General features: G+C 70.5%; 24 protein-coding genes. 12 read left to right on the top strand and 12 right to left on the bottom strand.

The genetic code is table 11. The features are described 5' to 3' along the window. The first annotated feature begins 15 nt into the window (after nucleotides 1-15). From HCT63_RS01415 to HCT63_RS01405, 3 genes are all read left to right on the top strand, one after another. Nucleotides 16-2790 (top strand): ExeM/NucH family extracellular endonuclease, encoded by a 2775-nt coding sequence (locus tag HCT63_RS01415; protein ID WP_167000830.1) that lies wholly within the window; start codon nucleotides 16-18, stop codon nucleotides 2788-2790. 203 nt (nucleotides 2791-2993) lie between these two features. Next, complete coding sequence (locus HCT63_RS01410) at nucleotides 2994-3290, top strand: DUF488 family protein (RefSeq protein ID WP_347877911.1); 297 nt, start codon at nucleotides 2994-2996, stop codon at nucleotides 3288-3290. A 54-nt stretch (nucleotides 3291-3344) separates the two neighbouring features. Continuing rightward, nucleotides 3345-4625, top strand: a complete 1281-nt coding sequence (locus tag HCT63_RS01405) for a cytochrome P450 (protein ID WP_167000828.1) — start codon at nucleotides 3345-3347, stop codon at nucleotides 4623-4625. Between the two features lie 74 nt (nucleotides 4626-4699). On the opposite strand, the gene HCT63_RS01400 is transcribed toward HCT63_RS01405, so the two are convergent. After that, nucleotides 4700-5263: an HdeD family acid-resistance protein gene (locus tag HCT63_RS01400; RefSeq protein ID WP_167000826.1), complete on the bottom strand. Its 564-nt coding sequence runs from the start codon at nucleotides 5261-5263 to the stop codon at nucleotides 4700-4702. A 99-nt stretch (nucleotides 5264-5362) separates the two neighbouring features. Then, nucleotides 5363-6580, bottom strand: coding sequence for a DUF4185 domain-containing protein (locus HCT63_RS01395; RefSeq protein WP_167000824.1), 1218 nt, complete (start codon nucleotides 6578-6580; stop codon nucleotides 5363-5365). A gap of 92 nt (nucleotides 6581-6672) precedes the next feature. On the opposite strand from HCT63_RS01395, the gene HCT63_RS01390 reads away from it, so the two are divergent. Beyond that, complete coding sequence (locus HCT63_RS01390; protein WP_167000822.1) at nucleotides 6673-7293, top strand: TetR/AcrR family transcriptional regulator; 621 nt, start codon at nucleotides 6673-6675, stop codon at nucleotides 7291-7293. Here HCT63_RS01390 and paaI read toward each other — a convergent pair. Genes paaI through paaA form a run of 6 tightly spaced genes read right to left on the bottom strand, consistent with a single transcriptional unit; the run spans nucleotide 7280 to nucleotide 11598 of the window. Further along, nucleotides 7280-7690: a hydroxyphenylacetyl-CoA thioesterase PaaI gene (paaI, locus tag HCT63_RS01385; RefSeq protein ID WP_167000821.1), complete on the bottom strand. Its 411-nt coding sequence runs from the start codon at nucleotides 7688-7690 to the stop codon at nucleotides 7280-7282. The genes HCT63_RS01390 and paaI overlap by 14 nt on opposite strands. Then, nucleotides 7687-8775: a 1,2-phenylacetyl-CoA epoxidase subunit PaaE gene (gene paaE, locus HCT63_RS01380; protein WP_167000819.1), complete on the bottom strand. Its 1089-nt coding sequence runs from the start codon at nucleotides 8773-8775 to the stop codon at nucleotides 7687-7689. Before paaE ends, paaI begins: the two co-directional genes overlap by 4 nt. Continuing rightward, nucleotides 8775-9272, bottom strand: a complete 498-nt coding sequence (paaD, locus tag HCT63_RS01375; RefSeq protein ID WP_167000817.1) for a 1,2-phenylacetyl-CoA epoxidase subunit PaaD — start codon at nucleotides 9270-9272, stop codon at nucleotides 8775-8777. The genes paaE and paaD overlap by 1 nt, the downstream gene beginning before the upstream one ends. A gap of 2 nt (nucleotides 9273-9274) precedes the next feature. Next, entirely contained in the window at nucleotides 9275-10312 is a 1038-nt protein-coding gene (gene paaC, locus HCT63_RS01370) for a 1,2-phenylacetyl-CoA epoxidase subunit PaaC (RefSeq protein ID WP_167000815.1), read from the bottom strand. Nucleotides 10313-10321: 9 nt separating this feature from the next. Next, the gene (gene paaB, locus HCT63_RS01365; RefSeq protein WP_167000814.1) at nucleotides 10322-10615 is read right to left on the bottom strand and encodes a 1,2-phenylacetyl-CoA epoxidase subunit PaaB; all 294 of its coding nucleotides are present in this window, start codon (nucleotides 10613-10615) and stop codon (nucleotides 10322-10324) included. After that, nucleotides 10612-11598, bottom strand: coding sequence for a 1,2-phenylacetyl-CoA epoxidase subunit PaaA (gene paaA, locus HCT63_RS01360; protein WP_167000813.1), 987 nt, complete (start codon nucleotides 11596-11598; stop codon nucleotides 10612-10614). Before paaA ends, paaB begins: the two co-directional genes overlap by 4 nt. An 85-nt stretch (nucleotides 11599-11683) precedes the next feature. Here paaA and paaZ point away from each other — a divergent pair, with 85 nt between their 5' ends. After that, a complete protein-coding gene (gene paaZ / locus HCT63_RS01355; RefSeq protein ID WP_167000812.1) occupies nucleotides 11684-13720 on the top strand; it encodes a phenylacetic acid degradation bifunctional protein PaaZ in 2037 nt (678 codons plus the stop codon). A gap of 9 nt (nucleotides 13721-13729) precedes the next feature. Here the strand turns inward: paaZ and HCT63_RS01350 are convergent, their stop codons facing one another. Further along, nucleotides 13730-14860, bottom strand: coding sequence for a Fic family protein (locus HCT63_RS01350; protein WP_208322215.1), 1131 nt, complete (start codon nucleotides 14858-14860; stop codon nucleotides 13730-13732). Between the two features lie 408 nt (nucleotides 14861-15268). On the opposite strand from HCT63_RS01350, the gene HCT63_RS01345 reads away from it, so the two are divergent. Both HCT63_RS01345 and HCT63_RS01340 read left to right on the top strand, forming a co-directional pair. Continuing rightward, complete coding sequence (locus HCT63_RS01345; RefSeq protein WP_167000810.1) at nucleotides 15269-16762, top strand: FG-GAP-like repeat-containing protein; 1494 nt, start codon at nucleotides 15269-15271, stop codon at nucleotides 16760-16762. A 133-nt stretch (nucleotides 16763-16895) separates the two neighbouring features. Beyond that, complete coding sequence (locus tag HCT63_RS01340; RefSeq protein ID WP_167000809.1) at nucleotides 16896-18044, top strand: serine hydrolase domain-containing protein; 1149 nt, start codon at nucleotides 16896-16898, stop codon at nucleotides 18042-18044. Between the two features lie 3 nt (nucleotides 18045-18047). Here the strand turns inward: HCT63_RS01340 and HCT63_RS01335 are convergent, their stop codons facing one another. Beyond that, entirely contained in the window at nucleotides 18048-19022 is a 975-nt protein-coding gene (locus HCT63_RS01335; protein WP_167000808.1) for an NAD(P)-dependent alcohol dehydrogenase, read from the bottom strand. An 86-nt stretch (nucleotides 19023-19108) separates the two neighbouring features. On the opposite strand from HCT63_RS01335, the gene HCT63_RS01330 reads away from it, so the two are divergent. Next, nucleotides 19109-19762: a TetR/AcrR family transcriptional regulator C-terminal domain-containing protein gene (locus HCT63_RS01330; RefSeq protein WP_167000807.1), complete on the top strand. Its 654-nt coding sequence runs from the start codon at nucleotides 19109-19111 to the stop codon at nucleotides 19760-19762. A 43-nt stretch (nucleotides 19763-19805) separates the two neighbouring features. Continuing rightward, on the top strand, nucleotides 19806-20219 hold the full coding sequence (locus HCT63_RS01325; RefSeq protein ID WP_167000806.1) for a VOC family protein: 414 nt from the start codon (nucleotides 19806-19808) through the stop codon (nucleotides 20217-20219). A gap of 6 nt (nucleotides 20220-20225) precedes the next feature. Here the strand turns inward: HCT63_RS01325 and HCT63_RS01320 are convergent, their stop codons facing one another. Then, on the bottom strand, nucleotides 20226-21224 hold the full coding sequence (locus HCT63_RS01320; protein ID WP_243842839.1) for an HNH endonuclease family protein: 999 nt from the start codon (nucleotides 21222-21224) through the stop codon (nucleotides 20226-20228). Between the two features lie 66 nt (nucleotides 21225-21290). Between HCT63_RS01320 and HCT63_RS01315 the strand changes: the two genes are divergently transcribed. The 3 genes from HCT63_RS01315 to HCT63_RS01305 are packed head-to-tail and all read left to right on the top strand — an operon-like array spanning nucleotide 21291 to nucleotide 22877. Beyond that, nucleotides 21291-21707, top strand: coding sequence for a CoA-binding protein (locus tag HCT63_RS01315; RefSeq protein WP_167000802.1), 417 nt, complete (start codon nucleotides 21291-21293; stop codon nucleotides 21705-21707). Nucleotides 21708-21733: 26 nt separating this feature from the next. Further along, complete coding sequence (arfB, locus tag HCT63_RS01310; RefSeq protein ID WP_208322292.1) at nucleotides 21734-22153, top strand: alternative ribosome rescue aminoacyl-tRNA hydrolase ArfB; 420 nt, start codon at nucleotides 21734-21736, stop codon at nucleotides 22151-22153. Between the two features lie 58 nt (nucleotides 22154-22211). Continuing rightward, nucleotides 22212-22877, top strand: a complete 666-nt coding sequence (locus tag HCT63_RS01305) for a hypothetical protein (protein ID WP_167000798.1) — start codon at nucleotides 22212-22214, stop codon at nucleotides 22875-22877. A gap of 22 nt (nucleotides 22878-22899) precedes the next feature. On the opposite strand, the gene HCT63_RS01300 is transcribed toward HCT63_RS01305, so the two are convergent. Continuing rightward, nucleotides 22900-23310, bottom strand: coding sequence for a GNAT family N-acetyltransferase (locus tag HCT63_RS01300; RefSeq protein ID WP_167002195.1), 411 nt, complete (start codon nucleotides 23308-23310; stop codon nucleotides 22900-22902). Nucleotide 23311: the final 1 nt, after the last annotated feature.

The following is a 23311-nucleotide window of genomic DNA, read 5'->3' as shown; positions in this document are numbered from 1 at the left end:
GCGAGGAGAACCCGCATGAGCCCGCACCTCCTTCGGCTACGGCCTGCCGCGCTCGCGGCCGCTGTCGCCCTCGCGGCCGGCACGCTGGCCGCCGTCGGCGCACCGGCTGTGGCCGCGCCCGCCGACCACCTCGTGATCAACGAGGCCTACCTCAACGGCGGCAGCGCCGGCGCGACGTACCTCAACAAGTTCGTCGAGCTCCACAACCCGACCGGTGAGGAGATCGAGGTCGACGGGTGGACGGTGCAATACCGCTCGTACTCGTCCACCGGCAACTTCACCGGCAAGATCGCGTTGTCGGGGACGATTCCCGCGGGTGGTCACTACCTCGTGAGCGGCAACGCCAACTCGACCAACGGCGCTCCGCTGCCGACGCCCGACGCGGCGTCGACGATCGCATTCTCGGGCAACGCCAACGGCGGCACACTCGCGCTCTCGACCTCCGACGCCACGCTCACCGGTGACGGCGCGACCGTGCTCGCCGACCCTGCCGTGGTCGACGTGCTCGGGTACGGCGTGTCCAACACGTCAGAGACCGCGCCGAAGGCCGACGGCTACTCGGTCACCGCCTCGCTGAACCGTACGGGCGGTGAGGACGCCGACAACAACAGTGTCGACTTCACGACCGGCGCCCCGACGCCGACCGCGTGCGGCGAGGCGTGCGTCCCCGGCCCCAACCCGGTCGTCGAGCGGACGATCGCCGCGATCCAGGGCACGGGGGTCGCCAGCCCGTACGTCGGCGACACCGTGATCACGCAGGGCGTGGTCACCGCGGCGTACAAGACCGGCGGCTTCAACGGCTTCTACCTGCAGACCGCGGGCAGCGGCGGCGAGACCGACGCCACCCCGGGTGCCTCCGACGGGCTCTTCGTCTTCGGCAGCGCCGCGGTCGCCAAGGTCGCGAAGGGCGACCACGTCAAGATCACGGGTCCGATCGTCGAGTTCAACGGACTCACCCAGATCACGCCCGCCGCGGCAGACGTCGAGGTCCTCTCGGAGCCGGCCGAGGCCGTCAAGGCGACCGCGCTCGCGCTCCCGCTCGGCGATGCCGACCGCGAGACGCTCGAGGGCATGCTCGTCGCCCCGTCGGGCACGTTCACCGTGACGAACAACTACACGACCAACACCTTCGCCGAGGTCGGGCTCGCCGCGGGCGACTCGCCGCTGTACGTCCCGACCGAGATCGCCGCTCCGGGGACGGCCTCCCAGGCTGTGAAGGCGGAGAACGCGACCAAGCGGATCACCCTCGACGACGGCTCGTCGATCAACTACACCGGCGGCGGACGGTTCACGCCGATGCCGTGGATCGACGCCGACACGACAATCCGGGTGGGAGCCGCGGCGACGTTCACGAAGGACGTCGTCCTCGACTACCGCAACAACGCCTGGAAGCTTCAGCCGACGGCCCAGCTGACCGCCGACGACGCCAACGACGTGCTCCCGGCCACGTTCAGCGGCGCCGAGCGTCCCGCAGCCCCGCCGCAGGTCGGCGGCGACGTGAAGTTGGCGGCGTTCAACGTCCTCAACTACTTCACGACCACCGGCGAGGACTACAAGGCGGCCACGGGCATCGAGTGCGTCTACTTCCTCGATCGCGACGGCCTTCCGACGACGGTCGACGAGTGCCCCGGCAACGCCGGCCCGCGCGGTGCCGCCGACGACGCGAGCTTCGCCCGCCAGCAGGCCAAGATCGTCGAGGCGATCAACACGCTCGATGCCGACGTGGTGTCGCTCGAGGAGATCGAGAACTCCGCGAAGTACTACGGCCAGGACCGTGACACCGCGCTCGCCGCCCTGACCGAGGCGCTCAACGCCGACGCTGGCGCGGGCACCTGGGCGTTCGTCCCGTCGCCGGCCACGCTCCCGGCGCTGGACGAGCAGGACTTCATCCGTACAGCCTTCATCTACAAGCCGGCCGTAGTCGAGGCCGTCGGTGAGTCGACCGTGCTCGTCGGCGATGCGGCGTTCGCGGACGCCCGCGAGCCTCTCGCGCAGGCATTCCAGCCGGTCGCAGGTGGGGAGGCCGACCGCTTCGTCGCGATCGTCAACCACTTCAAGTCGAAGCGTTCGGGCACGCCTGATCCCGACCAGGGTGCGGGCAACGCCGAGCGGGTCCAGCAGGCACAGTCGCTCGTCGCGTTCGCCGACACGGTCAAGGCCGCCTCAGGCACCGAGAAGGTCTATCTCACCGGCGACCTCAACGCGTACTCGAAGGAGGACCCGATCACGGTCCTGCGCGAGGCGGGCTACGTCGATCTCGAGGAGGAGTACGAGACGGCGGAGACGTACCAGTTCGAGGGCGAGATCGGCTCGCTCGACCACGTGTTCGCGTCGCCCGCCGCGGCGCAGGACATCACCGGCATGGGGGTGTGGGCGATCAACGCCATGGAGCCGATCGCGTACGAGTACAGCCGCTACCACGGCAACGCGACGGACTTCTACGACGAGAGCGCGTTCCGCTCCAGCGACCACGACCCGGCGCTCGTCGGGATCGCGCTCGAAGAGCAGCTCACGCCGACGACGCTGAGCGCCGTCGCGACACCGGGGGTCTCGCCGCTGTTCGGCCCGATCATCGCCGCGCAGGTCAAGCCGCGAGCCACGGGGACGGTCGAGGTGCTCAAGGGCGACACGGTCCTCGCCAGCCAGCGGCTCGTGCGTGGCGTAACCGTCGTCGCGCTCCCGGCGAAGGCGCTCAAGCCTGGGACGCACCAGCTCACCGTCCGCTATTCCGGCGACGCGACCCATGCGGCCTCGGAGACCACGGTGACGGCGCGCGTCCTCGGGTTCTGACGGGTCTGGGGGTTTCGACAGGCTCAACCAGCGACGGTCGAGCCTGTCGAGACCCACCGCCGGTCGAGCCTGTCGAGACCACCGCCTGCGCGTCGGCGGCGCCTGTGGCTGACTGAGGTGATGGGACCGCTGCGGATCCAAGGCAGACGCGCGTACGACCCACCCTCGGACGACGACGGCATGCGGGTTCTCGTTGACCGCCTGTGGCCGCGCGCGGCCTCCGCAAGGACGAGCTCGACCTGACCGCGTGGGACAAGGACGTTGCACCAAGCACCGAGCTGCGGCGCGCGCTGCACCACGAGGGCCTCGCATACGAGGAGTTCGCCCGCCGATACCGCGCCGAGCTCGATTCGCCAGCAGGACGGGCGGCGCTGCAGGCCCTGCGAGAACGCGCAGACGGCCACGTCCTCACGCTGCTCACTGCCACGAAGCCCCTCGAGCGCAGCGCCGTCCCCATCCTCATCGACCTGCTCCCTGAGGGTGCTCAGGGTCATCCCTGAAATCACCGGAGCGAGGGCTTCAGCGGACTCCCCTGCGGTTAGTCTGGTCGGACTATGCGCAAGATGACAACGGACCTGCTCACGTGGGTCGCGCAACGGACTGTCCTGCGGTCACAGAAGGACGGCATCGATCTCTCGAAGCTCACCTTCGTCCCCAACCGCTGGCTGATGCCGCTGCGCCGCGACGGGCTCGACCCTGTCGCCCCCCTCGCGAAGACCCGTGCCGAGACCCCCGTGAAGAAGCTCGCGAGCCTCCTCGGGATGAACATCTGGCTCGTCACCGGCCACGCCGAGGCGCAGGCCGTGCTAGCCGACCGCACCTCGTACAGCAACGACATCCGGCCGCTCGTCGGCGAAGTCGGCGCTGCTGACGGTGACATCGGCGGTCTCGGGTTCACCGACCCACCCGACCACACGCGCCTGCGCAAGCTCCTCACGCCGGAGTTCACGATGCGGCGCCTCGCCCGCCTCACGCCCAAGATCGACGAGATCATCGAGCACCAGCTCGACGTGATGGAGGAGAAGGGGCCGGAGGTCGACCTCATGGCCGACTTCGCCTTCGCCGTCCCGTTCCTCGTCATCTGCGAGCTGCTCGGTCTTCCCGACGAGTCTCGCGAGGAGTTCTTCGCACTCGGCTCGGCACGCTTCGACGTCTCCGGAGGTGGCGCCGCGAGCTTCGGTGCGATCTCCGAGTCGCGCACGTTCCTCATGAACGCCACCAAGGCACAGCGTGACGCGCCCGGCGACGGTCTGATCGGCAAGATCATCGAAGAGGTCGGTGACGGGATCTCCGACTACGACCTCGGCGGGCTCGCCGACGGCGCATTCACCGGCGGCCACGAGACGACCGCGAGCACGATCGCCCTCGGCGCCATGGTGCTGATGAACGATCACGAGTCTCGTCGTCGCCTCATCGCGGACGAGACGTTCGCCGACCCCGTCGTCGAGGAGATGCTGCGCTACCTCACGGTCGTGCAGATCGCCTTCCCGAGGTTCGCCAAGCACGACCACGCGCTGTTCGGCGAGCAGATCTCGAAGGGTGATGCGGTCGTCTGCTCCTTGTCGGGCGCCAACCGCGACCACCGCACCGGCGGGCCCGACCTCGAGAACTTCAACCCGCACCGCGACTGGCCCGTCTCGCACATCACATTCGGCTACGGGTTCCACCGTTGCGTCGGAGCGGAGCTGGCCCGCATGGAGCTGCGCGCGGCGTACCCGAAGTTGTTCCGCCGCTTCCCCGAGATGACGCTCGCGTGCGACTCCGCCGACCTGGCGTTCCGCCAGCGCTCGATCGTGTACGGCGTGGAGTCGATGCCGGTCCGCCTGTACGGCTGACGCCTGCGCTCGCACCCAGCACAACGCCCCACGGCCCTGGTCGCAACGTGGGGCGTTGGCGTCTGTGGGCCCGCTCAGGCGAGCTGCTTGACCTCCTTGCGGAACATGAACGCGCCGATCAGCCAGAAGACGCCGATCACCAGCGCGTAGATGCCGATCAGCACGAGCAACGTCGCCGCGCCGATGTCGGGGTTGGCGATGAGGAGGATGCCGAAGAGCAGTGAGGCGATGCCCGCCGCGAGGAGCCATCCCCAACCGCTGCCGGGGACCTGACGCAGCTGGAGGGCGCCGGAGATCTCGAGCACGCCGATCATCAGCGACCAGAACGCGATGACCAGGACGAGCGCGAACACCGTGATCGCCGGGTCACGGAACGCGATGATGCCAGCCGCGATGCCGAGCACGCCCTCGAGGAGCAGCCATCCCCACGCGCGTCCGCCCCCGGTGAAGATGCTGACGAGCGCCATGACGCCGTCGGCGAGCGCCCAGATGCCGAAGACGATGACGATCGCCTTCGCGGTGGACTCCGGATAGACCAGCGCGAGGATGCCGAAGGCGATCGCGACGACGCCTCGGATGACGACGATCCACCACGCCGACTTCGTGGCTGCGGTGATGGTCCCGGCAAGATCGGTCATGGCTTCCCCCTGGTTCGCCTTGATCCGCACACTAGGGGGCCCAACGACCGTGGTGAGCGAGACACGCGGGGACGCGGCGCGCAGGTGCGAGGGGCAGCGCTAGGGCAAACGCACGCGGATGAACGCGGGGCGGTAGAGGAACGGGTTGGCCTCGACCTTGCCGAGATCGGTGTTGTTGCGGCTGTACGAGACGATCACCGTCCCCGGCACAGGGAGGATCGCAGGGTGGGCGAGCGGCATGTAGCGGAGCTGGCCCGTGACGGCGTTGGACGGGATCCGGGCGACCGTGGACGCGCGCGTGAACGGACCTGAGGGCGCGGGCGCCTTCCAGATCACCAGGTCCTGGCCGAGGAACTCATCCTGCTTGCTCACGGCGTACCAGGACCCGTCCTGCTCAAAGACGCTCAACGTCTGCGAGACCCCTCCCTGAGCGGGGATCAGCTCGACCGCCTCTGCGGCATTCTTGCTCCACTCGGTGCCGTCCCAGTAACGCCACCGGGAATGGTCGCGCAGGTGGTCGATGTGGACCCGGGCGACCCGCAGCGAGTAGCCGAAGACGCCGTCGACCTCGGGGTTGGCGGTGCCGTACAGATAGACCCACTCGCCCTTGATCGCAACCGCGGCACCCCACGTCGGCCGCTTGCGGCTCGGGTCGTCGCGCCCGATGTCCTTCACCTCGACGAGCTGGGGCACACCGCCGGGCTCCACGTGGAACACCGCGATCGCAGGGCCGAGGTTCTCGAAGTCGGTGCTCGACGCGCCGCCGGTGCCCCGTACGCGCTGCACGCCGACGCCGACCACGTCGACCCCGTTGCGGTGCACTCGTCCGATCGACATCGGCCAGTAGCCGACCCCGTCGGCGCGGTCGGGGATGAGCGCGCCGTTGTCCTCCGGAAGCACCGTCTGCGCGCAGCCGTCGGAGATCAGCAGCATCGAGTTGCGGACGAAGCGCTGGCCGTCGAAGTCGGCCGCGCGCAGCGTGTCGCCCATGACCCAGATGCGCCGTCCGTCCTGCAGCGTCAGGTCGGCACCGACATCGGCGCCCTGGAGCGCGGCGCCGCCACGCGTGGTGTCGACGATGCTCTGCAGGTCGGTGATCGAGCGCAACCGAGGAATGCTCACGCATGGCGACGCGTACGACGCCATCGGCTCCTTCGTCGCCGGGGAGGCGACACCCGCCTTGTCGTCGTCCGCATCGGCGAGGGGCCCCCGTACGAGGAGCACGACCACGACCGCCAGGCAGGCGAGCACGACCGCGGCGACGGCGGGGATCCACCTTCGCCGCGCACGTCGGGGCGTCGTCTCGCTGTCGTCCATGTCGCCACCGACAGTAGTGCGCTCCGGTCTCGCGCCCCAGGGGTTGCGCCGAGTCGTGACCTCCGTCTCGTCCGCTGTGAGAGCCTGTGGGCATGGCGACCGGCTCGACGGGAGGCACCGCGCGGCGAGGCCGCCCCGGGTACGACCAGGAGACGGTGCTGCGGCGCGCGGTCGCACTCTTCAACCGCCAGGGTTATGACGCGACCAGCGTGGGTGACCTGGCACGCGAGCTGGGCCTGACGAAGTCCGCGATCTACCACCACGTCCCGAGCAAGGAGCACCTCCTCGCGCGCGCGCTGGACGAGGCGCTCGACGGGCTGGACGCCGTGATCGCCGGGGCGGTGCAGGAACGACCGGGAGTGAGTGCGTACGACCGTCTGCGGACGGCGGTGCGCCAGAGTGTCGAGGTGCTCGTCGCTCACCTGCCGTCGGTGACGCTCCTGCTGCGGGTCCACGGCAACAGCGAGGTCGAGCAGCAGGCCCTTGCCCGGCGGCGCGCGATCGACGAGCGGCTGAGCGGGCTGGTCCAGGACGCGGTCGCAGAGGGCGCGCTGCGCGACGACATCGACCCCGACCTGATCAGCCGGCTGCTCTTCGGCATGGTCAACTCGCTGATCGAGTGGTACCGCCCGGGCGGCCCCGCCGACACCGCGCTGCTCGCCGACGCCGTCACGGCACTGGCCTTCGACGGGCTGGCGATCAGGAAGAGCTGACCGGACCGACGCCACGGCTGCGACCCCGGAACTCCGCGATCGTCGCCTCGTCGGGACGGCGGCGTACGGTCACGTCGTACAGTCCCGACCGGCCGCTGCGTGCACGCTCCACCGCCTCCGCGACGAGGGTGTCCCCGAGGTGGGCAGGCGCGAGGAACGTGATGTCGAAGCCCGCGGCGACGGTCACCTCCCCGTACCCGTTGCACGCGAGGGCGAACGTGCTGTCGGCGAGCGCCGCGACGAGCCCGCCGTGGCACAGGCCGTGCCCATTCACCATGTCGTCGCGCACCACCATCGAGACCCGGGCCTCGCCGCGCGCGACGTGCTCGCACTCCATGCCGAGCGCCCTGCTCGCCGCGTCGGCCGCCCACATCGCGGCGGCGCCGTCCCCGGTCATGCGTCGTAGTCCACGGTGAGCCGCTCGCTGAGCGGGTACGACTGACAGGTCAGCACGAACCCCCTCGCGAGCTCGTCCTCGCTCAGCGCGTAGTTGCGCCGCAGGTCCACCTCGCCGTCGCACACGCGTGCGCGGCACGTCCCACAGACACCGCCCTTGCACGCGAACGGGAGGTCGGCGCGCGTGCGCTGCGCGGAGTCGAGCACCGTACGGTCGCGCAGCATCGGCGTCGTCGTGCTGCGACCGTCGAGGACGACGGTGACGTCGCTCGTCACGCCCTCGAGCGCGGGGTCGAGGTGCCGGACCTCGGGCGGCGGCTCGTCGACGTAGAACAGCTCGACGTGGACGCGCTCGCCCGGGACGCCGACCTCGGCGAGGACGGCGCGGGCATCAGCGAGCATCCCGAACGGACCGCACAGCCACACGTGGTCGAGGTCGCCGACCGGGACGAGCAGCGTGAGCAGCCGGCGGAGCCGATCGGCGTCCATGCGACCGGAGAACAACGGGACGTCGCGCGGCTCCCGCGACAGCACGTGCACAAGGTCGAAGCGCGGGCCGTAGCGGTTCTTGAGGTCGGCGAGCTCCTCGGCGAACATCGTGCTCGCGGTGGTCCGGTTGCCGTACAGGAGCGTGACCTGCGCCGAGGGGTGGGCGAGCACGGTGCTCGCGATCGAGAGCATCGGCGTGATCCCGGAGCCGGCGGCGATGCAGAGGTGACGGCCGCCCTCGTCGGGGTCCGCCCGGAAGCTCCCGGTCGGCGGCTGCACCTCGACGCGCGTCCCGGGGGTCACGTCTCGCGCGAGCCACCACGAGAACAACCCGTCGGGGATCGTCCGCACCCCGATGCGCAGGGGCGCGCCGACGGGGGCGCAGATCGAGTACGACCGTCGGTGCTCCTCGCCGTCGAGCACCCGCCGCAGGGTCACGGACTGGCCCGCGCGGAACGCGTACTCCTCGCGCAGCGCCTCGGGCACGTCGAAGGTCACCGCGACCGCGTCGTCGGTGAGCGGCTCGACCGCGGTCACGGTGAGCGCGTGAAACGGCGCCGACCTGCGCGTGCGAGGCTCCGGCGAGGCGAGCGTCATCAGATCTCCTTGACGTGCTCGAACGGCTCGAGGCACGCCGTGCACCGGTAGAGCGCAGTGCACGGGGTCGGGCCGAACTCCGACGTGATCGCCGTCGCGCGCGAGCCGCACCGCGGGCACGGGACGTCGCGCCGTGTGGCCGTCAGGGTCAGCGCGATGGGCCCCTCATGGTCCGGCGCGGGGCCGGGAGCCGACAAGCCGTGCGCGGCGAGCGCCCGCCGGCCGTGCGGACTGATCCAGTCGCTCGACCACGCAGGAGCCAGCGCGACGTCGACCCGGACGTCGGCGAACCCTTCGGCGCGAAGCGTACGGACGAGGTCGTCGCGCATCGCCGTCATCGCGGGGCAGCCCGAGTAGGTGGGCGTGATCGTCACGACGACTGTGCCGTCGTCGACGTCGACCCCGCGCAGCACGCCGAGGTCCTCGAGCGTGAGCATCGGCATCTCGGGATCGGTCACGCGCGCCGCGACCTCGTACGCTGCCACCCTCGTCGCCATGGTCACCACCTCCCCGTCGGATGTGCGCGGGCGACGCTCTGCATCTCGGCGAGCATCTTTGCGAGGTCCTCGGTGTGCACACCGTGGCGCCCCGTCCGCCGGTCGAGCCTGTCGAGACCCACACTCCGCCGGTCGAGCCTGTCGAGACCCACACTCCGCCGGTCGAGCCTGTCGAGACCCCCCGCCTCCCACACCTGCGCGAGCACGTCGTCGACCTCGTCGTCGACCGTCGCCGGATCGACTCCGGCGCCGGACTCCGCCATCCGCGCCTCGACCGGGTGCGTCGCGCCGAGCTCCGCGCGTAGGGGCCAGAGCGCGTCGCGGGCGGCGAGGACGCGGCGCCGCGACTCGTCGGTGCCGCCCGCCAGCACGACGACCCACCGACCGGCGTAGTCACGGTGGTAGGTCAGCTCCTTTACCGCCTTCGCCGCGATCGCCGCGAGCACCGGGTCGGTGCTGTCACGCAGCCGCTCCATCAGCGCAAGGCGCCACGTCGCGAACAGCAGGATACGGACGACGGCGTCGGCGAAGTCGCCGTTCTCCACCTCGACCAGCGCGACATTGTGGAAGTCGCCGACGTCGCGGAAGGAGGCGAAGGCGTCCTCCGCGGCCGCCCGTGACCCCTCGGCGAGCACGGGCACGCCCTCAGGATCGGCAGTGCCGGCTCGCGTGTAGAGGAGCCGCGCCTGACCGAGCAGGTCGAGCGCCACGTTGGCGAGCGCGACGTCCTCCTCGAGGTCCGGCGCGTTGCTGCACCACTGTGCGAGCCGGTGGGACATCACGAGTGCGTCGTCGGCGAGCATGACGGCGTACGACGCGAGGTCGTGCGGGTCGACCCCGTCGGGGACCGTCGTGTCGCCGAGCGTCGCGAGCGGATCCTCGAAGGCCGTCCCGAAAGCCCAGTGCGTGGCATCGCCCCCGTACAGGCCCTCGTACGGGTTGTCATGCACGTCGCCGGTCGAGCCGCCCACGTCGCCGGTCGAGCCGCCCACTCCGCCGGTCGAGCCGCCCGCTCCGCCGGTCGAGCCTGTCGAGACCATCACCCCTCCTCACATATGCGGGACATCGTCGGGGATCTCGTAGAAGGTCGGGTGCCGATAGACCTTGTCGCCGCTGGGCGCGAAGAGCGGGTCCTTCTCGTCGGGGCTCGACGCCGTGATCGCGTCGGAGCGGACGACCCAGATGCTCACGCCCTCGTTGCGCCGGGTGTAGACGTCACGCGCGTGTCGCAGCGCCATCTCGTCGTCCGGAGCGTGCAGCGAGCCGACGTGCACGTGGTTGAGCCCGCGCTTGCCGCGGATGAACACCTCGTAGAGCGGCCACTCGGCTCGGACGGTGTTCATCGCGGAGCCTCTGGGGTTTCGACAGGCTCAACCGACGACGGCGGCTCAACCGACGACGGGCTCCGCTCCGCGAAGGCCATCGCGGCCTCGCGCACCCACGCACCCTCCTCGTGCGCACGGCGGCGGTGCGCAATCCGCTCGGCGTTGCAAGGCCCGTCGCCGCTGATCACCGCGGTGAGCTCGTCCCAGTCGGGCTCGCCGAAGTCGTAGTGCCCGCGCTCCTCGTTCCACGCCAGCTCGGGGTCGGGCAGCGTCACGCCGAGGACCTGCGCCTGCGGCACAGTCATGTCGACGAACTTCTGCCGCAGGTCGTCGTTGGTGTCGCGCTTGATGCCCCACGCCATCGACTGGGCCGTGTTCGGCGACTGCGTGTCCGGCGGGCCGAACATCATCAGCGACGGCCACCAGAACCGGTCGACGGACTCCTGGACCATCGCCCGCTGCTCGTCGCTCCCGGTCATCATCGTCATCAGCAGCTCGTACCCCTGCCGCTGATGGAACGACTCCTCTTTGCAGATGCGGATCATCGCGCGTCCGTACGGTCCGTACGAGGTGCGGCACAGCGGCACCTGGTTGCAGATCGCGGCGCCGTCGACGAGCCAGCCGATCGTGCCGACATCGGCGTACGACGGGGTGGGGTAGTTGAAGATCGACGAGTACTTCTGCTTGCCGGCCAGCAGCAGCTCGGTCAGCTCCTGGCGGGAGACGCCGAGGGTCTCGCAGGCGGAGTAGAGGTAGAGCCCGTGCCCCGCCTCGTCCTGCACCTTCGCCAGCAGGATCGCCTTTCGGCGAAGCGACGGCGCCCGGGTGATCCATGCGCCCTCGGGCTGCATGCCGATGATCTCGGAGTGGGCGTGCTGCGCGATCTGACGGACGAGCGTCTTGCGGTAGCGCTCCGGCATCCAGTCGCGCGGCTCGATCCGGTCGTGGCGCGCGACTGTCTCCTCGAAGCCGGCGAGGAGCTCGGGCTCGGTGAGAGTCATGGTGCCTCCCGGGATTTACTGACCGATCGTTCTGTAATACTGTGACACGGGTCACCGTATGCGTGCAACGACACCCGGGGGACCCATGAGCGCACTGCTGCAGAGCTATGTCGCCGGACGCTGGTATGCCGCGCCCGACGAGGGCACGCCGCTCCTCGACGCCGCCACGGGCGAGGAGGTCGCGCGCGTCTCGAGCACCGGCCTCGACGTCGCCGCGATGGTCGCGTACGCCCGTGAGGTCGGCGGTCCTGCGGTCCGCGGCCTGACGTTCCACGAGCGCGGCGGCCTCCTCAAAGCGCTCGCGAAGCATCTCGGCGCCGAGAAGGACCGCCTGTACGACCTGTCTGCGCGCGCCGGCGCCACGCGACGCGACGCGATGATCGACGTCGACGGCGGCATCGGCACGCTCTTCTCGTACGCGAGCAAGGCCACGCGCGAGCTGCCCAACGACACGGTCGTCCTCGACGGACCGCCCGAGCCGCTCGGCAAGGGCGGCACGTTCGTCGGCCAGCACGTCTTCACCTCGCGGCCCGGCGTCGCCGTGCAGATCAACGCCTTCAACTTCCCGGTCTGGGGGATGCTCGAGAAGCTCGCGCCCGCCTTCCTCGCCGGGCTCCCGACCATCGTGAAGCCGGCCAGCCCGACCGCGTACGTGGCAGAGGCGCTCGTCCGCCAGATCATCGAGTCCGGCCTCCTGCCCGAGGGGGCGCTGCAGCTGGTGAGCGGGAGCGCCGGCACGCTCCTGTACGAGCTGGGTCCGCAGGACTCGGTCGCCTTCACCGGCTCGGCCCACACCGCCAACGTGCTGCGCGACCACCCGTCGATCGCGACCGGCGGCGTCCGGCTCACCGTCGAGGCCGACTCGTTGAACTGCTCGATCCTCGGTCCGGACGTCACAGCGGACGATCCCGAGCTCGACCTCTTCGTGAAGGGCGTCGTCACCGAGATGACGGCCAAGGCGGGACAGAAGTGCACCGCGATCCGGCGCGTGCTCGTCCCCGCCGGCATGGCCGACACGGTGGTCGGAGCCCTGCGCGACCGGCTCGCGAAGGTGACGGTCGGCGACCCTACGGATCCCGAGGTCCGGATGGGGCCGCTCGCGAGCCTCGCCCAGCGCGACGAGGTCCGCAAGGCGGTCGAGGCGCTGCGCAGCACGGCCGACGTGGTGTTCGGCGACCCGGACCAGGTCGAGGTGGTCGGCGCCGAGGTGGAGCGTGGCGCGTTCTTGGGCCCGGTGCTGCTGCAGGCCCGCCCGGGGGCGACCGAACCGCACGACGTCGAGCCGTTCGGACCCGTGAGCACGGTGATCTCGTACGAGACGCTCGACGACGCGGTCGCACTCGCTGCCAGAGGTCGCGGGAGCCTGGTCGGGTCGATCGTCACGCACGACCCGGACGTCGCTCGTACGCTGACGCTTGGCCTCGCCCCCTGGCACGGACGTCTGCTCGTCCTCGACCGCGACGACGCCGGCGAGTCCACCGGCCACGGGTCGCCGCTGCCCGTCCTCGTCCACGGCGGACCCGGCCGAGCCGGCGGCGGCGAGGAGCTCGGTGGGATCCGAGCCGTGCTGCACCACATGCAGCGCACCGCGCTCCAGGCCTCGCCGGACATGCTCACCGCGATCACGGGCCGGTGGACGACCGGCGGCGCACGCCGTGACGACGGCACCCACCCGTTCCGCAAGAGCCTCGCGGACCTGCGGGTCGGCGACACGATCGCCTCGGAGTCTCGTACGGTCTCGCGCGAGGACATCGACCGCTTCTCCGACCTCACGGGAGACACGTTCTACGCACACACGGACGAGGTGGCGGCCGCGGCGAACCCGCTGTTCGGCGGCATCGTCGCGCACGGCTATCTTGTGGTCTCGCTCGCGGCGGGCCTCTTCGTCGACCCGGACCCGGGGCCGGTCCTCGCGAACTTCGGCGTCGACAACTTGCGGTTCCTCACGCCGGTCAAGGCCGGGGACGACATCGCCGTCACGCTGACCGTCAAGCAGATCACGCCGCGGGCGACCGCCGACTACGGCGAGGTCCGGTGGGACGCCGTCGTGGCGAACGGCGAGGGCGCGCCGGTTGCCACATACGACGTCCTGACCCTGGTCGCGAAGTCTTGGGACGCGTAAGAGCGTTCCTCACCCCTCGAGGCGATCGACGAGGTCACTGACCGGCACCCACACGTACTGCTTGCCTCGTCGCGACCGTACGAGGAGGCCCGCGTTTTCGAGTGCCCGCAGGTCGTGGCGCGCAGTCTCTCCCGAGGTGTTGTGGCTGAGCGAGTGCGAACGCACCGAGTACTCCGCGCCCGGGTCCTTCACCGCATTCTCGAGTAGCGCGAGCTGCCGGTGGTTGTACACCCCTGGGCGTGCCCGCATCGACCGTTGCAGATCGCGGACCTCTGACGCCTTGCGTGCAAGGTATTCGTGAAGGTCCTTGATCGCTCTCTCGAGCACGTCAAGCTGGGAGAGAAAGAAGTGGGTGAGATCGCCACGATCCTGCTCGGTCAGGAGGAACGACCGCGCGTACTGGGCCGGCGCCTGCTTGAGAATGCGCGAGATTGGCACGAACTCCGTGAGCCAGAAACCTTCGCGGAGCATCGTCCAGTAGAACAGCGCTCGTGCGGTACGGCCGTTGCCGTCCTCGAAGTAGTGGTCGTACCCCATCATGAAGTGGACAGTGATCGCACGGAGCACCGGCGGTACGTAGCCAGGGGCGCCGTCACCGTTGGCGAACGCACACACTCTCCGCAGGCGTTCCGGCAGTTCGTCGACCGGCGGCGGCCGATGGAGGAGCTGGTCGCCGTCACCCCAGACCGCGACGCGTTCACTGTCGTCGCTCCGGAGAACGCCCGCGGCAGCCGGGTTGTCGAGTGCCCCTTCGGTCACGATGCGGTGCAGCTCACAGACCAGCTCAGGCGAGAGTTCTTCGTGCTGGAGCCCGATGATCTGCCGCATGGCACGGTAGTTGTTGAGGATCATCCGCTCGCCGCGGTCCGCCGGAGGTCGCCCGCTTCGGATCATCTCCTTGGCCACTTGTCTGCTGGTTGCTGCGCCCTCGAGCTGACTCGACGTGATCGCCTCCTCGATGAGACTGCTCACCAGATAGCGGTCGCGAGTGGACGCGTTCGTGACCTGCTCACTGACCGCGATGTGCCCGCTCGCCGCACGGTTGACGTTCTCGATCGACCGCAGCACAGCGTCGGGAAGCGTGAACGTGAAGGGACGGCCCTCGACATCGACGAGGCGATCGACCGGTCGCTCGACCATGGTCCTTGCCAGGCGAGTCGCCGCCCACCATTCCTCGTGCGTGAGGTCATCGGGCGGCTGCTTGTATCGCAGCTTGTCCCAAGGTAGATAGTCGCCTGACATCGCTCGCAACTGGAGGCTTGCCTGAAAGATGTTGAGCCTGCGGCCCTGTTGGCCTGCAGCCTCGAGCACGGCGTCGACATCAGGGGGTGGGGCCGGGACCTTCAACTCTCCTCCAAGTTTCTCCAAATCTTGGAGCAAACCTTACTCCCAACTCCAAGGTTTGGAGAAACTTGGAGGAGAGTTGAAGGAGCCGAACGGCCAGTACCGCAAGACCCTCGACTCCCGGCCTGTTCTGTGCCACAGTTCAGCCACATATCGAAACGCCGTTCCGAATCTGTGAACGCACATGCTCGAGGAGCAGTACCCATGCGTACCCCCGCTCGTACGACCACGACTGCGCTGGCACTCGCCGCAGCCGTCGCGGCGGCGTCCATGACCGGCGGACCAGCGTCCGCAGACACGCCTGACTTCATTCGCACCGTCATCGCCGAGGACGCGGTCGGCCCCGCATTCACCTCCGTCGGCGACCTCATCGGCGACTCCCGCCCCGAGGTGGTCTCGACCAGCTACGGCAAGCTCACGATGCAGGGGTCGGCCGCGCTCCCCGAGCCGGGCAGCGTCACGCTGTACGAGAACGACGGGCGCAAGCGCGGCGGTGGCGTCGACACCTGGGCGACCCGCTCGGTCATCGAGCCGTCGGACGGCATCATCTTCCCCAGCGAGCCGACCCTCGCCGACGTCGATCGCGACGGCGACCTCGACATCATCCAGCCTGCCGGCTACTTCTGGGACTCCGGCATGGGGTTCAACCGCGGCTCGGTCACCTGGTGGGAGAACCGCGACACCCCGCGCAGCGTTCGCGAGGTCCTCGCCCTCGCCAAGTGCCCGCTGAACTCGCGCACGCTCGCCCAGCTCAAGGAGTGCCTCGCCGGGCTGCGCGACTGGGACCGTCACGACATCGTCACCGACAGCCCGTTCGCCTACCACGATCTCGAGTTCGTCGACTTCGACGGCGACGGCCGCAAGGACATCGTCACCGTCGGCGAGCAGGGCTTCAACCCCTCGAGCACCACCGACGACATCGTCGAGCTGCAGTTCTTCAAGGGCGACGGCAAGGGTGGGTTCGACCCCGCCGTCGCACTCGCCGATCGCGGTGGCAGCAGCCCGATCGTGACCGACGTCGACGGTGACGGCGACCTCGACGTCGCTTCCGCGCAGTACTTCGGCGTGAGCCCCGTCGTCGCCGGCCCGCCGACCGGCGAGGCCTCGTTCGTCTGGTTCGAGCGCGTCGGCTCCGCCACGGACGGCGTCACGGACTCCGACTTCGTCATGCACGAGATCAGCCGCGGACAGGGCCCGTCGTTCAGCATCCACCGGGCTGAGAACCTCTTCGGCGACGGCGTCGACCGCTGGGTCGGCGTCAACCACACCAACACGACGACCGGCAACCCCGGCCCGCCGGTGTTCCTGCGCGCCAAGCCCGACGTCTTCCTCCTCACCCCGGGCGCAGACCCGCGCACCCCGTGGACCGTCGCGCCGCTCGCCTCGAGCGTGGATCCGGGTGCCGAGTTCACAGCCAACGCACGACCGGGCCAGGCCGCGCCGGGCAAGACCGGCTTCGGTGATGTCGACGGTGACGGCGACACCGACCTCGCGGTCTCCGGCGACGGCGCCTTCCGCCTCTACTGGATCGAGCAGACCGCCCCTGGCGTCTTCGCGCAGCACGTGCTGCCGGAGTCCGAAGGATGGGGTCAGGCCGGCGGCGCGAAGATCGCCGACCTCGACCGCGACGGCAACAGCGATCTCGTGTTCTCGAGCTTCGAGAACAACAAGATCGGGATCTGGAGCCACACCCCCTAGCTCCAGACCTGGGGAGGGCGGGCCGTCGATCATCGACGACCCGCCCTTCGTCGTTCCCGCCCCTGTGCGGTAGGTCCGATGAGTTCGGCGCCTCTGACCGGTCGATCCAGGGACCACTCGAGAGGGAGAGCCCATGGACCTGCAGGCCCGCGTCACCGAAGCCGTCGCCCCGCACATCGAGCGGGTGGATCCACCGGGCCTCGCGTGGTGGGTCGCCCGCGGAGACGGGGTCGCCGTCGGCGCCCAGGGGACGTACGGGCCCGAGGACGCCACGCCCGTCCGACCCGACACCCCCTTCCGCATCTCGTCGGTGACGAAGCCGGTCGTCGCGGCAGCCGCGCTGTCGCTCCTCGACGACGGCACGCTCACCCTCGACGCTCCCGTCGAGAGGTGGCTGCCCGAGCTCGGCGACCGCCGCGTGCTGCGCGATCCTGCCGGGCCTCTCGACGACACCGTTCCTGCGGCACGTCCGATCACGGTCGCCGACGTGCTGGAGCTTCGGCTCGGCATCGGCCTCGACTTCTCCGGCCCGTTCCCGGGCCCCGTGCTCTCGGCGCTCGGCGCTGCGGGCCTCCAGGCCGGACCGCCCGCGCCGCAGACCAATCCCGCACCCGACGACTGGATGCGTACGGTCGGCGCGGTCCCGCTGTCGTACCAACCGGGTGAGCGCTGGCTCTATCACTCGGGCTCCGAGGTCCTCGGCGTCCTCGTCGCCCGAGCCGCGGGCGCACCGCTGCCGGAGGTCCTCGCCGAGCGGGTGCTCGCTCCGCTCGCGATGACGGGCACCGGCTTCGGCGTACGACCGGAGCAGGCCGATCGTCTCGGCCCGCACTGGCTGCCGCCGGACGGCGGTGCCCTCATGCCGTACGACCCGGCCGAGGGGCAGTGGTCCCGACCGCCTGCGTTCCCCAACGGCGGCGACGGCCTGGTCTCGACCGTCGAGGACCTCGCGGCGTTCGGCCGCATGCTCCGCGCGGGCGGCGTCGCCGAGGACGGCACGCGGGTGCTCTCGCGCGAGGTCCTCGCGGAGGCGACCCGGCCGCGTGTCGGGCAGATCGACACCGACGGCCTCTCTGACTGGGGGCTCGGGTTCGGCGTCAAGACCGGCGACCAGCCCGACGGGCGCAGCGCCGGATCGTACGGATGGGACGGAGGCATGGGTTCGACGCTGTGGGTCGACCCTGTCAAGGACGTCGTCGCCGTGCTGCTCACCAACCAGATGTGGTCCTCTCCCGAGCCGACAGCCGTCTTCGAGGCGTTCTGGCGGGCAGCTTGGGAGTGAGGCTCAGTCCTCGCGAACCGCGATGACGATCTTGCCGAGGACCTCGCCGTCCACCAACCGGCGCATCGCGTCCGGCATCGCGTCCAGCGGGACCGCCGCGTCGATCACCGGTCGGATCTCGCCGCGCGCCGCCAGGTCCGCAACCGTGGCGAGATCGTCTGCCTTCGTGATCGACAGGAACGAGGTGAGCCGCTGGCGGGAGAACAGCGACTGAGCGCGCGCGACCAGCTGGCGGTGGATCCCGCCGAGCATGCGGCCACCACCCTCGCCCCCGGTGATGACCAGGGTGCCGCGGGGCGTCAGCAGGCGCCTCAGGTCGGAGATCGGACGCAGGCCGCCGATGTCGAGGACGACGTCATAGCGGCCCGCGTGGTCGGCGAGGTCGTCGTGTGTGTAGTCGACGACCGGGTCCGCGCCGAGCGCACGCACCCCGTCGACCTTCTCCGTACGACAGACGCCGGCGACCTCGGCGCCGAACGCACGCGCGATCTGGACCGCGTACGTCCCGACGCCGCCGGACGCGCCGATCACGAGGACACGGTCGCCCGAGCGCACGCGGCCGGCGTCGCGCACGGCATGGAGCGCCGTGACCGCAGAGACGGGCAGCGCCGCGGCCTGGACGTACGAGAGCGCGTCGGGCTTGGGCACGAGGTGCTTCGCCTTGGCGCGCGCCCGCTCGGCGTACGTGGCCGTGCCCGCACCGAGGACCGCGTCGCCGACCGCGAGCTGCGTGACGCCCTCACCGACCTCGCGGACGACCCCCGCGACCTCCATGCCGATCGGCCATCGCGGGCGGCGCACGCCCATCGCGACGCGTCCGATCAACGGACGGCCGGTCATGACGTGCCACGCCCCTCGATCGAGCCCCGCCGCATGGACGTCGAGCACGACCTCGCCTTTGCCAGGCACAGGCTCGCGGACGTCACGAAGCTCGAGGCAGTCGGCATCTCCGTACCGATCTCGGACGATCGCTTTCATCTGAACCACAACCTTACGGTGTAAGGGGATGCCTCGACGGTAGCCTTACGTCGTAAGGTCGCGCAAGACCCGTTGCAGGAGGAGCCATGGCCCGTCGCCCGCCGCTGACCCGCGAGCTGGTGCTCCGTACGGCGGTCTCCCTCGCGGACGGCTCCGGAGCCACCTCGCTCACCATGCGCGCGCTCGCTCGCAACCTCGGCGTCGAGGCGATGTCGCTCTACCACCACGTGGCCAACAAGGAAGACCTGCTCGACGGGATGGTCGACCTCGTCTTCGCAGAGATCGCGCTGCCGGTCGCCGGCAAAGACTGGCGTACGCAGATCCGGCGGCGGTGCATGTCCGCTCGCGAGGTGCTCCTGCGTCACCCCTGGGCGATCGGGTTCGTCGAGTCGCGCACGGCACCCAGCCCGGCGACGCTGCGCCACCACGAGGCGGTGCTCGCCTGCCTGCGGCAGGCGGGATTCTCCGTCCGCCTCGCGGCTCACGCGTTCGCCCTGATCGACGCCCAGCTCTTCGGCCAGGTGGTGCAGGAGGTGAACCTGCCGTTCAGCGACTCGCAGGGCGCCGCCGAGGTCGCCGGCAGCATGCTCGAGGGAGCCGCACCCGTCGAGCTCCCTTATCTCACCGAGATCGCAGTGGAGCACGTGATGAAGCCCGGCTACGCGTTCGGCGACGAGTACGCGTACGGGCTCGACCTCATCCTCGACGCGCTCGAGCAGCGGCGGCCCACGGAAGCCTGAGAATCCGTTCGGCGAGACCGACGGCCCCCGCTACGGTCTGGCCATGAGCTGCCGCATCTCGCACACGACCATCGACTCGCACGACGCCTACGCCCAGTCGCAGTGGTGGAAGCAGGTCCTCGTCGGATACACCGACGTCCCGGGTGACCCGAACGAGCCCGGCCACGAGGAGTGCATGATCGTCCCGCCCACCGACGGGAGCGCGGGTGCCGCAGGTCCCGTGCTGTTCATCGAGGTCCCCGACGACAAGACGGTGAAGAACCGCCTCCACCTCGACCTGCGCCCCACCGACCGTTCACGGGACGACGAGGTCGAGCGTCTGCTTGCGCTGGGCGCGACCCAGCTCGGGGACTTCCGTCGACCCGACGGGACGGGTTGGATCACGCTCGCCGACCCCGAGGGCAACGAGTTCTGCATCCTGCGCAGCGACGCCGAGGTCGCGGCGCAGGACGGGTGAGGCGGGTCAGCGCGGAGCCCGGAACCCCGCTGCCTCGGCCTGAGCGACCGACACGAAGCACGCCTCGGGCACTGTGACCGCGTACGAGCGGGTGCCCGGCTCGTGGAAGATCCGGTCGCCCCCGTCGTCGGGGACGTTGCCCTTGATCGGAGCCTTGGCCGGGCACGTCTTGCCCGCGGGAGCGGCCGTCGCCCCGTCGGCCGGCGCACTCGCGGTGGGCTTGGAGCCCTTCGCGAAGCCCGCCGCGTACGACCACGTCGACTTCGGCAGCGGCGCGAGGTCGGCTGGGGTGCCGTCGACGCGCGTGCACCCGTCGAGGATGCCAGCGATCGCCGTCTTCATCGGGGCTGTCACCCGCAGCGCGTAGGCGTGGGCGATGCGGGTGAACCGGATGACGTAGGTGCAGCGGTACGCCTTGTTCGGCGGCAGCCACCCGTCGGGCCCAGAGTCGGACTTGCTCGAGTTGGTCGGACCGTCGACCGCGAGCAGGTTGAGCGGGTCGTTCGCGAACGTCACGCGCTTGCCGACCGGCCACTGCTGCGCGCCGAGCTGCCAGCTCAGCGACAGCGGAACCACGTGGTCGATCTGCACCGCGGAGGCATCGGCCTTGCGGAACGCGATCGTGGAGCTGGTGTAGGGGTCAGCGAGGGTGCCGGCGACGACCACGCACTTGTTGCGCTTCTCGACGTCGCGCATGTCGCGGACCAGGATGTTGTCGCGGGTGCCGCACCCGCTGCGGGTCACGTCGGCCCACGCCTGGCCGTACTGGCCGACCCGGTCGTAGCCCGTCTTGGGGGCCCGCCCCGAGACCTTCAGCCCGTCGAGCATCGCGCGGGCCTTGGCGACCTGGTCTGCGACGGCCGCCGGCGCTGAGGTTGCCGCCGGCGCTGTGGTCTCAGCCGCGGCCTGAGCGGGCTGCTCGCCCTCGACGGGACCGCAGGCCGAGACGGCGAGCAGCGAAGCGGCAGCGAGGGACAGGGCGAGACGTCGCGTACGGGGGGTCACCCGTCGGTTCTACACGTCCGCACCGACATGGGCGCCCCCGGGCTCCACAGCGCTACCGTCGACACCATGAGCACCGACTGGTACGACCCGGACGCGGTCTCGCTGATGCTGGACGACCTCCAGACGTGGGCCGTCGTCGGGCTCTCGGGCGACCCCACACGCACCGCCTACCGGATCGCCGAGACCCTCCAGGCTCGCGGCAAGCGGATCGTCCCGATCCACCCCGCCGCGCCGGTCGTCCTCGGCGAGCAGGGGTACGCGACGCTGTCCGACGTGCCGTTCCCGATCGACGTCGTCGACGTGTTCCGCCGCTCGGAGGCCGCCGGTCCGTTCGCCGACGAGGCGGTCGCGATCGGCGCGAAGGGCGTGTGGTTCCAGCTCGGCGTGATCGACGAGGACGCGTTCACGCGGACCCGTGCCGCCGGCGTCGCGATGGTGATGGACACCTGCCCGATGATCGAGTGGGCCAAGCGGGCGTCGTGACACCGAAGGCGACAGGTCCGCTCGTTGTGCCGCCCGGCCCAGGGGTCCCGGGCGGTCTCGTGGTGCCGGAGAGTGAGCTGGAGGAGCGGTTCTCGCGCTCACCAGGGCCGGGCGGGCAGTCGGTGAACACGACCGATAGCCGGGTCGAGATCGTCTTCGACGTCGCCGCGTCCGAGGTGCTGACCCCGCAGCAGCGCGACCGGGTCGTCGCCGCGCTCGGGAGCACCCGCCTGAGCGTGACGGCGTCCGAGCACCGCTCGCAGCTGCGCAACCGTGTCGCCGCCCGAGAACGTCTCGCCGAACGGCTCCGTACGGCGCTCGCGCCACCGCCCCGAAGCCGTGTCGCCACCAAGCCGACCCGCGGCTCGCAGCGTCGCCGGGTCGAGGCGAAGCGACGCCGGTCGGAGACGAAGTCCGGCCGCGGGCGCGTCCGCGACACCGACTGAAGGCGTTCGCTCCTCCGGCTCGTCGCGGCGACTGTGTCGTGGGGCCTACGCTCGTCCCATGACCGACGAGCACCCCGAGAACACCGAGCCCGACCGCTGGTCCGACGAGGCGAAAGACTCCTTCGTCCGCGCCGCCGACGCCCTGAGCTCCGCGCTCCGCACCCACGCCGTCGTGGTTGCGGCAGCCGGTTCGGACATCGACGTCGCGACGATCGACGCCGCCAAGCAGGCGCTCGCCGACGCGCTGGAGGCGTACGACGAGGCGCAGTACGACTACAGCGGCACGTTCCCGCCCTTCGCGATCATCGAGGAGGACGAGGGTGGCGACGACGGCCACGACCACGACCACGCCGCGCACGACGGCGCACCGATCGACGACCAGGACGTCACGGGCGTCACGGTGCTGCAGCGCATGGACTACCGCGTGACCGACCCACGTGCGGTCATCGCGGCCGGCGCGGTCGCGCAGCGGCTGTCCGACGGCGAGATCGAAGGGCCGGTCACCGGTGTCGGTGAGGCGCTCTACGCGCTCGCGCACAGCCACGGGCTCGGCGGCTGGAGCCGTCTCGCCGAGACCAGCGGCATCGAGCCGGTCGCGCACGTCGCGCTCGCCGTCGCCAACGACGGCCTGCTGCCGAGCGACCCCGACGAGTGGCCGGACGACTCGCTGAGCGTGGAGGAGGGCGAGCTCCTCTTCCAGGAGGGCGCGACCTGGGTCGACTGAGACCCGCTGGACGCGGCCCGGCTCACGAGCCGGGCCGCACCATCCACCTCCGTGGATCGTCGACGACCGCGAACCCGTACCTCTCGTACAGCCCGTGGGCGTCGGCGGTCGCGAGCATCGTGCGGCGCAGGTGCAGCGCGTCGAGCGCGGCGACCACGCCGTCCACGAGCATCACCCCGACGCCCCGGCCTCGTACGGACGGCGCGACGAACACGTCGCACAGCCAGGCGAACGTCGCGCCGTCGGTGACCACGCGGGCGTACGCGACCTGCGTGCCGTCGGCGTCGTAGACACCGAAGTTGAGCGACCCATCGATCGCCGCGTCCTGCACCTCGCGGGGACGACCGAGCGCCCAGTAGGCCTCCTCGCTGAGCCAGCCGTGGATGCGGGCGCGGTCGAGGCGCGCGGGGTCGTCGGAGAAGACGTACGCCATG

The organism is Mumia sp. ZJ430 (assembly GCF_011751845.1).
GTDB lineage: Bacteria > Actinomycetota > Actinomycetes > Propionibacteriales > Nocardioidaceae > Mumia.
Note: the sequence above shows the minus strand (reverse complement) of the source record. Positions and strands in the feature narration are given on the sequence as shown.